Annotated in this window: 10 protein-coding genes; 7 read left to right on the top strand and 3 right to left on the bottom strand. The window is 70.4% G+C overall.

Annotated elements, in window-relative coordinates; translation table 11 throughout:
* Positions 1 to 43: 43 nt before the first annotated feature.
* Positions 44 to 1,345, bottom strand: a complete 1,302-nt coding sequence (locus ACTIF1_RS02650; RefSeq protein WP_439594818.1) for a hemolysin family protein — start codon at positions 1,343 to 1,345, stop codon at positions 44 to 46.
* 116 nt (positions 1,346 to 1,461) lie between these two features.
* On the opposite strand from ACTIF1_RS02650, the gene ACTIF1_RS02645 reads away from it, so the two are divergent.
* The 7 genes from ACTIF1_RS02645 to ACTIF1_RS02615 all read left to right on the top strand — a co-directional run bounded on the left by ACTIF1_RS02645 (position 1,462) and on the right by ACTIF1_RS02615 (position 10,738).
* Positions 1,462 to 1,896 carry a DUF3429 domain-containing protein gene (locus ACTIF1_RS02645; RefSeq protein ID WP_439594817.1) on the top strand — a complete coding sequence of 145 codons (435 nt, stop codon included), beginning with the start codon at positions 1,462 to 1,464 and terminating at the stop codon, positions 1,894 to 1,896.
* A gap of 83 nt (positions 1,897 to 1,979) precedes the next feature.
* The gene (locus ACTIF1_RS02640; RefSeq protein ID WP_439594816.1) at positions 1,980 to 2,294 is read left to right on the top strand and encodes a hypothetical protein; all 315 of its coding nucleotides are present in this window, start codon (positions 1,980 to 1,982) and stop codon (positions 2,292 to 2,294) included.
* Between the two features lie 61 nt (positions 2,295 to 2,355).
* Positions 2,356 to 3,189: a MurR/RpiR family transcriptional regulator gene (locus ACTIF1_RS02635; protein ID WP_439594815.1), complete on the top strand. Its 834-nt coding sequence runs from the start codon at positions 2,356 to 2,358 to the stop codon at positions 3,187 to 3,189.
* An 85-nt stretch (positions 3,190 to 3,274) separates the two neighbouring features.
* On the top strand, positions 3,275 to 3,928 hold the full coding sequence (locus tag ACTIF1_RS02630) for a bifunctional 4-hydroxy-2-oxoglutarate aldolase/2-dehydro-3-deoxy-phosphogluconate aldolase (protein ID WP_439594814.1): 654 nt from the start codon (positions 3,275 to 3,277) through the stop codon (positions 3,926 to 3,928).
* 50 nt (positions 3,929 to 3,978) lie between these two features.
* Positions 3,979 to 4,908: a sugar kinase gene (locus ACTIF1_RS02625; RefSeq protein WP_439594813.1), complete on the top strand. Its 930-nt coding sequence runs from the start codon at positions 3,979 to 3,981 to the stop codon at positions 4,906 to 4,908.
* A gap of 178 nt (positions 4,909 to 5,086) precedes the next feature.
* Complete coding sequence (locus ACTIF1_RS02620) at positions 5,087 to 7,834, top strand: FG-GAP-like repeat-containing protein (RefSeq protein ID WP_439594812.1); 2,748 nt, start codon at positions 5,087 to 5,089, stop codon at positions 7,832 to 7,834.
* Positions 7,835 to 8,002: 168 nt separating this feature from the next.
* Complete coding sequence (locus ACTIF1_RS02615; RefSeq protein WP_439594811.1) at positions 8,003 to 10,738, top strand: calcium-binding protein; 2,736 nt, start codon at positions 8,003 to 8,005, stop codon at positions 10,736 to 10,738.
* Positions 10,739 to 10,757: 19 nt separating this feature from the next.
* Here ACTIF1_RS02615 and ACTIF1_RS02610 read toward each other — a convergent pair whose 3' ends face one another.
* Positions 10,758 to 11,183, bottom strand: coding sequence for a GNAT family N-acetyltransferase (locus ACTIF1_RS02610; RefSeq protein ID WP_439594810.1), 426 nt, complete (start codon positions 11,181 to 11,183; stop codon positions 10,758 to 10,760).
* A 131-nt stretch (positions 11,184 to 11,314) separates the two neighbouring features.
* Positions 11,315 to 12,817, bottom strand: a complete 1,503-nt coding sequence (locus ACTIF1_RS02605) for a M81 family metallopeptidase (RefSeq protein ID WP_439594809.1) — start codon at positions 12,815 to 12,817, stop codon at positions 11,315 to 11,317.
* Between the last annotated feature and the right edge of the window lie 34 nt (positions 12,818 to 12,851).

Raw genomic sequence — 12,851 nt, 5'->3', positions numbered from 1 at the left:
CCAGAAGCCCTCTCCCCCCGACAGGGGGAGAGGTCTTTCGCGCTTAAAACGAAGGAATCTCCTCCTTCGCGGCCAGCACCTTGTCCACCCGCCTTCCATCCATGTCGATGATCTCGAAGCGCCAGCCGGCCCAGGAAATCCGGTCGCCCTCCTTCGGGATGCGCTGCAGCAGCGCCAGCATCAGCCCGGCCACCGTGTGATAGGTGCCCTCCTGCGGCAGGTCCGGCAGGTCGAGGCGCGCCTTCAGCTCGTCGGAGGGCATCATCCCCTCCAGCAGCAGGCTGCCATCATGGCGCACCACGGCGGGATGGTTCGTGTCGTCCTGCGGCGCGCCCAGCTCGCCGACGATCGCTTCCAGCAGGTCCGAGGCGGTGACCACCCCCTCGAAGCTGCCGTATTCGTCCATCACCAGCGCCATGCCGATCGGGTCGCCGCGCAGCCGTTCCAGCGCATCCAGCGCGGAGAGCGTATCGGGCAGTACGCGCGCCTGGCGCAGGGCGCGGGCCACCGACATGGGGGCACCCTCCAGCAGCTGGTCCAGCAGGTCCTTCGCCGCCACCACGCCCACCACATTGTCCACCCGCCCGTCGGAGACGATGAAGCGGGTGACGGAGGAGGCGCGCAGCCGCGCCGCCACGTCCTCGGGCGGCGCGGTGCGGTCGAGCCATTCCAGCTCCGTCCGCGGCGTCATCAGCGCGCGCACGGGCTTGTCCGCCAGGCGCAGCACGCGCTCGATCATCTGCCGCTCCTCGCGCTCGATGGCGCCGGAGGTGGCGCCCTCGGCCACCACGGCCTTCACCTCCTCCTCCGTCACCTGGTTGGCGGAGACATCGTGCTTGCCGAACAGCCGCAGCACGAGGGCGGAGGAGGTCGAGAGCACCCAGATGATGGGCGAGGTGACGCGGGCCAGCGCCGCCAGGGGGCGGGAGACGAGGACGGCAACGCGCTCCGGATTGCGCAGCGCCAGCTGCTTCGGCACCAGCTCGCCCAGGATCAGGCTGAGATAGGTGATCAGCATGACCACCAGGGCGAAGGCGATCTCCTCCGCCATGCTGCCGATCAGCGGGATCTCGGCCAGCCAGACGCCCAGGATCTGCGACAGCCGCGCGCCGCCGAAGGCGCCGGCCAGCACGCCCACCATGGTGATGCCGACCTGCACCGTGGGCAGGAAGCGCTGCGGATCATCCGCCAGGGCCTGGGCCGCGGCCGCCCCGGGATGGCCGCGGCGCAGCAGCGCGGTGAGCCGGGTGCGGCGGGAGGAGACGATGGCCAGCTCGCTCATCGCGAAGACGCCGTTCAGCAGGACCAGCAGCAGGATCAGCAGAATTTCGAGGCCGATGGCCATGTCGCGCGTCTCCTTGGGGTCAGGGGCGGATGTAGCGCCGGTGGCGTCCCGATGAAACCGGCCGCGACCGGCCGGCGGGGTCTTCCCTTGCGCGGCGGCGGGCCGAGATGCAGAGGATGACCGCCTCCCTCCCTCCCCTCGCCCGCTGGCTTGGTGCCGCCGGGCTGCTCCCCTTCCTGGGCCTGGCCGGCGGCGTGCTGGCGGGCCAGGCCTGGGCGCCGGCGCTGGCCGCCTATGGCGCCACCATCCTGGCCTTTCTCGGCGCCGTGCATTGGGGCCTGGCGCTCGCCACGCCGGAAGGCGCCGGGTCCCGCGCCACGGCCCTGCGCCTCATCCTGGGCGTGCTGCCGGCGCTGGTCGGCTGGGTGGCGCTGCTGCTGCCCTTGCGGCCTGGGCTCGGGCTGCTCGCCCTGGCCATCCTGGCAACGGCAGGCATCGAGTCCCTGGCGGCGCGGGCCGGGCTGGTGCCGCGCGCCTATCTGCGGTTGCGCTGGGCGCTGTCCCTGGGGGCGGCGGGCTGCCTGGGGCTGGCGGCGGTCGCGCTGCGGTGAACGCGTTAACAAATTATTTAGCTTGTCTCAGGAATTGGATTTGTTAAGGTCCCGGCAACCACTACCCCTGCCGGAGGCATTCGATGCGCGAAGATGAACAGCTGCTCTCCAGCGGGGATCCCGTGATCGACGCGGATATCCTTCCCTTCCCCAATACCGGCGAGCGCCGCCTGCGCGTCGCCCTGCGGAACCTGGACGCCGCCCTGGCCGAGCAGCGCCAGGCCATCGCCGCCTTCCGCGCCGAGCTCGCCGCCCTGAACAGCGCCGTCGCCGATCTCGGCCAGAGCACCCAGCTGCTGCAGGACCGTCTGCACGACGCCGCCGAGGACACCGCCCTGGCGCGCGAGGCCGCGCTGCGCCTGCAGGCCACGGCGGAGGCCATGGAACAGGTGAGCTGAGCCGCTTGCCGCCCCGCACCGCCCGGCGGTAGTCAGGCCGGGAGGGGCTGGGGGGCCAGGGATGCGCGACAGGATCACCCAGCTGCTGGACCGGCTGAGCCCGGCCGAGCGCAAGGTGGCCGAATGGGTCCTGGCCGAGCCGGCCGCCGCCATGGCGGGCACGCTGGCCGGCCTGGCGCGCGGGGCCGGCGTCTCGGAGCCCACCGTCATCCGCTTCTGCCGCTCTATCGGCCTCGAAGGCTTTGCGGAACTGCGGCTGGCCCTCGCACGGGCCGAGGGTGGCGCGGGCCCCCTGCCCCGCCGCATCGGCCCGGACACACCTGTGGCGGAAGCCGCCCTGGCTGCCTGCGACAGCGCCCTGGCCACGCTGCACAGGCTGCGCCGAGGGCTGGATCCGGCGGCGATCGAGCGCGCCGCCCTGGCGCTGCTGCGCGCCGCGCGCGTCGAGCTCTGGGGCTTCGGCGCCTCCGCCACCGCGGCGGAGGACCTGGCCCAGAAACTGTTCCCGCTCTGCCGCAGCGTGGTGGCGCGGCGCGACCCGCATCTCCAGGCCATGGCCGCCGCGACCCTGGACGGGGAGGCGGTGGCGCTCTGCCTCTCCCGCACCGGCCGGACGCGGGAGGTGGTGGAGGTCGCGCGCCTGGCCGCCGCATCGGGCGCCACCGTGCTGGCCCTCACCCGCCCCGGCACCCCGCTGGCCGACGCCGCCACCCTGCTCATCCCCTGCGAGGTGACGGAGGAGGCCGGGCTGCAGTCGGCCATGGCGGCGCGCCTGGCGCAGCTGGTGCTGGGCGATGCGCTGGCCCTCGCCGTCGCCCTGCTGGCGCCGCCGGCGGCGGCGGAGCGGCTGGCACGCATGCAGACGGCGCTGGAGGCGCGGCGGCTGCCGGGGTGACGCGCGCCGGCGCCAGCCATGCTATGGCGGGCGGCAGATCAACGACCCCCGGCCCAAGCCGGCCGGGGCGATGGGAGAGACATCCATGGGCCATCCCCTGACCCATCCCCTGACCCATCCCCTTCTGGCGGGCCTGCGCGCGGCGCGCGTCATTCCCGTGGTGCGGACGACGGATGCCCGGCTGGCGGCGCTGGCCGTGGAATGGCTGCGCGGCGCCGGCCTGACCATCTTCGAGATCACCCTGACCGTGCCCGATGCGCCCGGGCTGATCCGCGCCCTGGCCGCCGATCCGGCGCTCACCATCGGCGCCGGCACCGTGCCGGACCGCGAAGCGGCCGAGGCCTGCCTGGCCGCCGGCGCGCGATTCCTGGTCTCGCCCTGGGTCGATCCGGCGGTGGCCGAGGCGGCGCGTGCGGCCGGCGCCGCCGCCATGCTCGGCGCCATGACTCCGACCGAGGTGCGCGCGGCGCTGGCCGCCGGCGCCGATGTGGTGAAGCTCTTCCCGGCGAGTTCCGCCGGCGGCCCGGCCCATGTGAAGGCGCTGCGCGCGGTCTTCCCGCAGGTGGCCTTCTGCCCGACCGGCGGCGTGGATGCGCGCAATGCGCCGGATTATCTCGCGGCCGGCGCCGCCTTCGTCGGCATCGGCGGCAAGCTGGTGGACGAGGCGGCGCTGGCTCGCGGCGACCGCGCGGCGATCGAGGCTGCGGCGCGCGACGTGCTGGGCCTGGCGCAGGCCTGACAGATCATGTGAGACGACCGGACAGCGGAACCGCGCCAGGAAAGACGCCCATGCCCGACATCCTCTGCCTCGGCGAGCCGATGCTGGAATACAACCAGCAGCCGATCGGCCCCGACGGCCGCAGCCTCTACCTGGAGGGCCATGGCGGCGATACCTCCAACGCCGCCATCGCGGCGGCACGCAGCGGCGCCGATGCCGGCATCATCGCGCGGATGGGCGATGACCGCCCGGCCCAGAGTTTTTCCGAACTCTGGGCGATGGAGGGGGTGGATACCGCTACGGTGCAGACCGATCCGGAGGCGCCGACCGGCATCTACTTCGTCACCCATGGGCCGCAGGGCCACGACTTCACCTTCTACCGCAAGGGCAGCGCCGCCAGCCGCATGCGGGTGCAGGACGTGCCGGAGGAGGCGATCCGCGGCGCGCGCATCCTGCACCTTTCGGGGATCAGCCTCGGCATTTCGGAGACCGCCTGCGATGCCGGCTTCCATGCCATCCAGCTGGCGCGGAAGGCGGGCGTCACCGTCTCCTTCGACACCAATCTGCGGCTGCGCCTCTGGCCGCTGCGCCGCGCCTCCGCCTGCATCCATACGGCGGTCGGCATGTCCGACCTGGTGTTTCCCTCGCTGGACGATGCGCGGCTGCTGACGGGGTTGAAGGAGCCGGATGCGATCGCCGATTTCTACCTGCGGCTCTGCCCCATGGTGCTGCTGAAGCTTGGGGCGGAGGGGCTGCTGGTGGCGACGCGGGAGGCCCGGGCGCGCATTCCGGGCTTCGCCGTGCAGGCGGTGGATGCGACGGGCGCGGGCGATACGCTGGCCGGCGCCTTCATGGCGCGCGCGGTGGCCGGCGACGATGTCTGGCAGGCGGCGCGCTACGCCAATGCGGCTGCGGCGCTCTCCACCACCGGCTATGGCGCCGTGGCACCGATCCCGACCGCGGCGGAGGTGCATGCCTTCCTGGAGATGCAGCGAAGCTGACGCCGGAGTACCGCGGGGCCGGACAGCGGCTCCTGATTTCGTTGCAACTTCGGTGGTTTTTTCGGCGACGGCAGCGGATTCGCCATTACGGGCGCTGGCCGATTGTATATGCCCTACGGCGAAGGTGCCGGCGGGGGAGTTCGGCGCTGCGTGAACGAGAATTCGGAACGCCCGCGCCATGCCGATTGCCGGATTGCAGCCCAGCGTGACCTTCGGCGAGAACGCGGCCAATGCCGCGCCGCTGCTGCTCGATATCGACGTCGCCCTCACCTTCGCCACCCCGATCGCCAATGGCCGGCTGGTGGTCGGCGGGCTGCTGGCGGGGGATCGGGTGACGATCCTGCCGCAGGAGGAGGGCGGGCGCGGGATCGGCTTCGACGGCACCACCGTGACCTATGACGGCATCGCCATCGGCACGGCCAGCGGCGGCCTCGGCGCGGATCTGGTGGTGCAGTTCAATGCCGATGCCACCTTGGCGATGGTCGATGTGCTGATCGAGCGCCTGGCCTATGCCACGACGAGCGACGCACCTACGACCACGCGCGACCTGACCCTTCGTGTGGTGGATGGCGCCGGGCAGGGCCAGGACGGCATCGGCGCTCTGACGCAGCTGACAGGCAGTGACAATCCCTTCGATGGCATCGATGTGGGCGAATACAGCACGCCCGTGTTCGTCGATCTCGACGGAGACGGCGAGCTGGACCTCGTCTCGTCGGAAGAATACGGTCTGCTCCTGGCGTGGCGCAACATCGGCACCGCCACAGCCCCGCGCTTCGAAGCGCTGACCGGCAGCGACAATCCATTCGAAGCAGTCGGCATCCTACTTCGGGTCGCGCCGGCCTTCGTGGATTTCGACGGCGACCGCGACTTCGATCTTGTCGTGGGCGGTTATGGTTTCGATGGCATAGATATTCTTGCCTGGCGTAACACCGGCACGGCGACGGCACCCAGCTTCACCGCGCTCGAAGGGACTGCCAACCCCTTCAACGCTCCGATAAGTGGTCTGTACCATTCGCCCGCCTTCCTGGATCTGGAGGGCGATGGTGACATGGACCTGGTAGTGGGTTCCTTCAGTGGCCGTTTTTTAGCCTTTCGCAATACAGGCACCGCGACCGAGCCCAGCTATGTCCAGCTCCTCGACGCCGACAATCCCTTCGGCAGCCTCAACAGCGTGAATCTTGCCAGGCCTGCCTTCGTGGACCTCGACGGCGACGGCGACCTCGATCTCCTCGTGGGGCAAGGGACGGGAACCTTCATTGCATGGCGCAATACAGGCAGCACGGCAGCGCCCAGCTTCACCCTGCTGACGGGTGAGGAAGCTCCCTTCGCGGGCATGGATCTGGGTACTCGCACCGCGCCCGCCTTCATGGACCTGGACGCGGATGGCGACCTGGATGTCGTGGTGGGCAATCAGCAGGGCACGCTGCTCGCCTTCCGCAACACGGCGCCGCTGCCGACCATCACCGTCAACGTGACGCGGGAGAATGACGCGCCGACAGGCGGCGTCACGCTCGGCGCGGATGCCGCAGGCCTGCGCGGCGCGACCGAGAGCGTGGATGATCCGGACGGCCTCGGCCGCCTCACGCTGCATTGGCAGGCGCTGCAATCCGGCATCTGGAAGGACATCGCCGGGGCCACGGGCAGCAGCTTCACCCCCGGCCTCGCCCAGTCCGGCCAGCTGCTCTGGGCCGAGGCGCGCTTCACCGATGCCGGCGGCACGCGCGAACGCCTGGGCTCCACCAGCCTCGCGCAGGTCGGCACCGCGGGGGACGACCCGCTCTCCACCAATGCCAGCGGCGTCACCATGCTGTTCGGCCTCGACGGCGACGACACGCTCTCCGGCTCGCTGGGCGAGGCCACGCTGGTCGGTGGCACAGGCAACGATACCTACAGGGTGGACAGTGCCGGCGACGTGGTGATCGAGCTGGCGGATGAGGGCGAGGATCGCGTCCTCGCCTCGCTGGATTGGACGCTGGGCGCGGCCACCGAACACCTGACGCTGACCGGCACCGCCGCGCTGCGCGGCACCGGCAATGGGCTGGACAACCGCATCGCCGGCAATGCCGGCGACAACGCCCTGGATGGCGGCGCGGGCAATGACACGCTCTGGGGTGGCGCCGGCAAGGATGTGCTGACGGGCGGCACGGGCGCCGACCGCTTCGCCTTCACCGCCGCCAGCGACAGCGCGCCGACGCCGGCCGGCCGCGACGTGATCACCGACTGGGGCGTGGGCGATGTCATCGACCTCACCGGTTTCGACGCCGATCTCACCCAGGCCGGCGTGCAGGCCTTCGCCTTCCATGGCGTGACCAGCAGCATGCAGACGGCCCGGGCCGGCGAGCTCTGGGTCTATGTCTTCGGCGGCGAAACCTACCTGATCGGCGGCATCGACGGCGACCGCGCCCGTGACTTCCAGATCGAGATCACCGGCCTGCACAGGCTGAACGCCGAGAGCTTCGCGGGCCTCGGCGCCTTCCTCGCCGATACCGGGCAGGACAACACGCTATGGGGCAGCGAGCGGGCCGACCGGCTTTCGGGCGGCGGCGGCGATGACCTGCTGATCGGCGGCGGTGGCAAGGACGTGCTGACGGGCGGCGAAGGCCGCGACATCTTCGCCTGGCGGCACGAGAGCGAGTGCGGCACCACGACGGGCAGCCGCGACGTGGTGACGGATTTCGCGGCGGGCGACCGCATCGACCTTTCGGCGCTGGATGCCGATGCGACCCAGGACGGGCGGCAGGGCTTCACCTGGCTGGGCCAGCTCACGCCTTCCGCCGGTGCCGTAATGGGCGCGGGGCAGATCGGTTTCCACCACTACAAGGGCAATACCTTCGTTGATATCGGGCTCGACGGAGACGGAATTCGCGACATGACCATCGAGCTTGGTGGGACGAAATCGCTGTCACTGACTGATTTCATCCTGTGAGACGTTTGAGGCATTCCGGGCGTTTGCCGAGGTAAATGTAACCATACTGGAATTTTTCTTGTTACGGTCTGATCGACGCTTGCCACTTTATTAAGAAAGTATATCCGGAACCCGGTTGGGTTCGGAAAGCGGCCCGCGAAGTTTCGACAGAGCAGGGGCGCCCGCGACATGCCGATCTCCGACCTCACCGCCCAGGTGGCGTTCGATGCCGCGGCCGCCGGCGCCGCGCCGCGCCTGCTCGACAGCGACGTGGTCTTCACCCTGCCCGGTACCGGGTCGATGGGCGGCGGGCGCCTGGTGGTCTCCGGCCTGCTGGCGGAGGATCAAATCACCATCCTGTCGCAGGATGCGGGCGGCACCGGCATCACCTTCGACGGCACCACAGTGTCCTATCGCGGCATCGCCATCGGCATCGCCATCGGCACCGCCTCGGGCGGGCTCGGTGCCGACTTCGTGGTCGATTTCGCCACCGGCACCACGGCGGCGGCGGTGGATGCGCTGATCCAGCGCCTCGCCTTCCAGACCCTGGGCGACGCGCCGGCGGCCACGCGCGACCTCATCATCAAGGCGATGGATAACAGAGGCACCAATGGTGCCTACCTGCCGCTGACGGGCAGCGCCAATCCCTTCAACGGGCTCGATGTCGGCAACGAATCCAGCCCGACCTTCCTGGACCTCGACGGCGACGGTGACCTCGATATGGTCAGCGGTTCCCTGCTCAATGGGCTGTTGGCCTACCGCAACACGGGCACGGATGCCGCGCCCAGCTTCTCCGTCTGGGCTGGCGAGGACAATCCGATTCCCGCCTACGGGTCAGCCGCCATCACGAATCCGACCTTCGCCGATCTGGATGGCGACGGCGATCTCGACCTGGTCGTCGGCACGGGGGAGAGCGAATTCAGCACCTGGCGCAACACCGGCACGACCACCACGCCCGTCTTCGTCGAACTGACCGGAGCCGACAATCCGCTCGTCCTCGACCGCGCCGATTTCGCCATGGCCACCTTCGGAGACCTGGATGGCGACGGCGACCTCGATCTCATCGTGACGAACCGGTTCTACGATCGTGCTCCGCAGACATTCCTGAACACCGGGACCGCGACGGCGCCGATCTTCACACGTCTCGAGGGAGACGACGATCCATTCCTCGGCATGTCCGTTGAGCGCGACTTGCCCACGTCGACCATCGTGGACCTCGATGAGGATGGCGACATGGACGTGGTCTTCGGCGTCTCCAATGTGCTGCTGAACGATGGCGGCGACGGCGCGCTGAGCTTCACGCGGCTCGACATGTTCGACAATCCGCTCTCAGGCCTCACCGCCTTCCTCGGTCGCCCGGTGATGGCCTTCCTCGACCTCGATGCCGATGGCGATTCGGATCCGGTCTTCGGTGACGTCTTGGGCCGGTTCGCCACCTACCGGAATGTCGGCCTGCCTGGCATCACCGTGAATGTGACGGCCGACAACAACGCGCCCACGGGCTTCCTGCGGCTCATTGCCGACGAGAACGGGCTTTCGGCGGATACCAGCTATCTCGGCGACGCGGATGGGCTGGGCGCCTTCACGTTGCAATGGCAGGTGCAGCAGGCCGGGGTCTGGACCGATATCGCGGGCGGCGAGGTTGCGACCTTCACCCCCGGCCTCGGCCAGGCCGGCCAGCTGCTGCGGGTCGAGGCGCGCTACACCGATGGTGGCGGGACGGCGGAGGCGGTGGCCTCCACCGACATGGTGCGGGTCGGCACGGCCGGCGCCGATGCCCTGACCATCGGCTTCGAGGTCCCGGTGCTCTTCGGGCTGGAGGGCGCCGACACGCTGGCGGGCGGCAGCGGCAATGCCACGCTGGTCGGCGGCGCGGGCGACGATGTCTATGTGATCGGCACGAGCGGCGGCCGGGTCGTGGAGACGGCCGACGGCGGGGAGGATCATGTCTTCTCCTCCACCACCTATACGCTGGCTTCGGGCGTCGAGCATCTCACCCTGATCGGCTCCGCCGATATCGGGGCAGGCAATGCACTGGCCAACCGCATCGAGGGCAATGCGCGCGACAACTGGCTGCCTGGCTACGGAGGCGACGACACGATTTCAGGCGGCGCCGGCAATGACACCATGTGGGGCCAGGAAGGCCGCGACCTGATGAGCGGCGGCGTCGGCGCCGACCGCTACGTCTACGCCGGCGCCTCGGAAAGCGCCGCGACCCCCGGCGGTCGCGACGTCATCACCGATTGGGGCGTGGGCGATCGGTTCGACCTGAACAGCTTCGACGCGGATGTCAGCCAGTCCGGCTTCCAGTTCTTCAGCTTCGGAGGCCTGACCACCAGCCTGCAGACGGCCCGTGCCGGCGAGCTCTGGTTCTACGTCTACGGCGGCGACACCTACCTGATCGGCGGCGTCGACGGCGACCGCACGCGCGACTTCCAGGTCGAGATCAAGGGCGTGCACAGGCTGACCGCGAACAGCTTCGAAGGCCTCGGCGCCTCCCTCGTGGGCGATGCGGACGATGACCTGCTGACCGGCAATGCGCGCGCCAACCGGCTCTCCGGCGGCGGCGGCAACGACACGCTGATCGGCGGCGGCGGCAAGGACACGCTCTCGGGCGGCGAAGATGCAGACAGCTTCGTGCTGACGGCGGCCCGCGATGCCGGCCCGTCCTATACCGGGCGCGACGTCATCACCGATTTCGAGGCCGGCGACCGCATCGACCTTTCGGCGCTGGGGCAGGACTTCGACTGGCTCGGCCAGGTCGCAACCTTCGAGGGCGCGACGATGGGCGAAGGCGAACTCAGCTACCACCACTACAAGGGCAATACCTTCGTCAATATCGGCCTGGACGGCGACGGGATCCGCGACATGACGCTGGAGCTGACGGGGCTCAAGACGCTGGGCGCCGCGGACTTCATCCTGTGAGGCGCGAGGCCGGCGGCGTTCAACCCGGCGCGAGCATCCGCGCATGGGTCGCCGCCGGCTCTCCCACCGCGCGCAGGAAGCCGCAGCTTTCGTAGAAGGCGAAGGCGGAAGCCGGTGCGCGCACCCGCAGCCGCGGATAGCCGGAACCCGACGCCTCGCCTTCCACCGCCGCGACCAGCGCGCGCCCCACCCCGGCCCGGCGCGCCGCGCGCAGCACATAGAGCCGCCGAACCCGGCCCACGGTTTCGGTCTTCAGATAGGGGTCGCGCGTCAGGCCGCAGAGGCCGACCAGCGCGCTGCCGATCCGGGCCGCGAAAAGCGCCTCTCCCCAACCATCGAAGCGCAGCGCGCCCTGGTGCCAGTCCTCGCGCAGCACCTCCAGCATCCGCTGGCCATCGGCCAGGGCATCGGCGGCAAGTTCGGCGAAACCCTCCGGCAGTTGCACGATCCGTTCGATTTGGATCGGGGCTGGAGACGCAGCGCCTTCGGGACGCAGGGGATGAAGCAAGAGCGTTCCTCGGCGGGTGAGACTGGCCAATTAGGCGCAGGCGCGGCGTGGCGCCAGTGTCGACGCCGTCAGGCGGTGCGGCGGTTGTCGCCCGGGCGCAGCCGCAGGCCCGGACGCAGGCGGGTGAAGGGCAGCGTCGCCGGGTCCGCCACCACCGGGCCGGGCGCGGCGACCACCAGCACCGCCTCCGCCATCGGCTGGAAATCCGCGCGGAAATGCACGCTCGACTTCAGCGCGAGGATGCGTTGCGCCGCGGGCTCGATGCCAACATGGCGGAACAGCGCCTGGTCGTAGGCCTGCATCTTGCGGGAGGTCACGATCACGCGAACGCCCGGCGCGGGGCTGATCAGCGCGGTGGGGCCGAGGTCCGCCGCATTGCCGCCGGCCATGGGCCCGGTGCAGACGAAGCGGCCATCGGTCAGCTTCAGCACCCGCGCGGTGACCGCCAGCGGCGCGCCATCGGACTTGCCGCCGAGGCTGAGCGGGACCTCCGCCCCCTCGCCTGCCGCATGGCAGGCGCGGGCGCTGTCGGCATCGTTGATCAGCGCCAGCACCGCGCCTTCCGCCTTCTGGCGGATCAGTTCCGCCAGCAGGCCGGTGGTATCGCCATGGCCACCGCCGCCGGGATTGTCCTGGGTATCGGCCATCACCACCGGCCGCTCCGCCTTCAACGCGATGCGGATCGCCTCCGCGACACCAGAGGCCGCATCGTGGATATCCGGCGCGAAGGCGGATTCGCGCGCGGCGAGGTCCATGGCCATGGCGGCCGCGGCGGCATCGGCGGCGGCCTGGTCCGTCGCGAAGGCCGCGATGGCCACGCCGCAATCGGGGAAATCGGCATAGGGAAAGCCGAAGCACAGGCCGAGCTCGGCCACGCCCTCCCGCGCCGCGATCTCGGCGCGCGCCTGCATCGCATCCGCCATCGGCGGCACCAGCGTGCATTGGCCGGTGATCGGGATCAGGTAGTCGACCTGCCGGAAGGCCTTCGAGAAGGGCCGGCCGAGGGCGATGCGGTCGAACAGCAGCTGCATCGCGCGCGCGCCCGCCTCCTTCATGTCCACATGCGGATAGGTGCGGAAGGGGGCGAGCGCGTCGGCGTGCTGCACCATGGCGGCCGTCAGGTTGCAATGCGGGTCGAGGCTGGCGGTGATGGGCACGTCCGGGCCGAGGATGGCGCGCGCGCGGCGCAGCAGCTCGCCCTCCGCATCCGGGAAATGCTCCGCCACCATGGCGCCGTGCAGGTCGAGATAGAGGCCATCCAGCGGGCCTTCCTCCAGCGCCGCCTGCAGGTCGTGGAAGATCAGCGCGGCCAGGCGCTCGAAGGCCTCGGCCGTGACCGGGCCGGCGGGGTTCGCAAAACCCCAGGACAGCGGCGCGAGGGTGACGCCCGCTTCCTCCGCCAGGCGGATCGCGCCGGCGGCGGGCACGGCGGAGGGGCGCAGCGTATCCAGCAGCGTCGTGGGGCGCTGCACCGTGGGCCAGCCGCCGGGCGCCAGGAAATCCGCCCAGCGCGTCGGGATCGGGGCGAAGGAATGGCTCTCGTGCAGGAAGCCGCCGATGGCGATGCGCATGTGGCTCAGGGTCTCCGGAGTTCGGCGGCGACGG

Source organism: Falsiroseomonas sp., from assembly GCF_051860665.1.
Classification (GTDB): Bacteria; Pseudomonadota; Alphaproteobacteria; order Acetobacterales; family Acetobacteraceae; genus Falsiroseomonas.
The sequence above is the reverse complement of the archived record's forward strand: the minus strand, read 5'-3'. Positions and strand labels throughout refer to the sequence as shown.

What these genes read in the sequence shown, in the direction of transcription:
- ACTIF1_RS02650 (WP_439594818.1), bottom strand. Translation starts at nt 1,345, where the DNA reads ATGGCCATCGGCCTCGAAATTCTGCTGATCCTGCTGCTGGTCCTGCTG.
- ACTIF1_RS02645 (WP_439594817.1), top strand. Translation starts at nt 1,462, where the DNA reads ATGACCGCCTCCCTCCCTCCCCTCGCCCGCTGGCTTGGTGCCGCCGGG.
- ACTIF1_RS02640 (WP_439594816.1), top strand. Translation starts at nt 1,980, where the DNA reads ATGCGCGAAGATGAACAGCTGCTCTCCAGCGGGGATCCCGTGATCGAC.
- ACTIF1_RS02635 (WP_439594815.1), top strand. Translation starts at nt 2,356, where the DNA reads ATGCGCGACAGGATCACCCAGCTGCTGGACCGGCTGAGCCCGGCCGAG.
- ACTIF1_RS02630 (WP_439594814.1), top strand. Translation starts at nt 3,275, where the DNA reads ATGGGCCATCCCCTGACCCATCCCCTGACCCATCCCCTTCTGGCGGGC.
- ACTIF1_RS02625 (WP_439594813.1), top strand. Translation starts at nt 3,979, where the DNA reads ATGCCCGACATCCTCTGCCTCGGCGAGCCGATGCTGGAATACAACCAG.
- ACTIF1_RS02620 (WP_439594812.1), top strand. Translation starts at nt 5,087, where the DNA reads ATGCCGATTGCCGGATTGCAGCCCAGCGTGACCTTCGGCGAGAACGCG.
- ACTIF1_RS02615 (WP_439594811.1), top strand. Translation starts at nt 8,003, where the DNA reads ATGCCGATCTCCGACCTCACCGCCCAGGTGGCGTTCGATGCCGCGGCC.
- ACTIF1_RS02605 (WP_439594809.1), bottom strand. Translation starts at nt 12,817, where the DNA reads ATGCGCATCGCCATCGGCGGCTTCCTGCACGAGAGCCATTCCTTCGCC.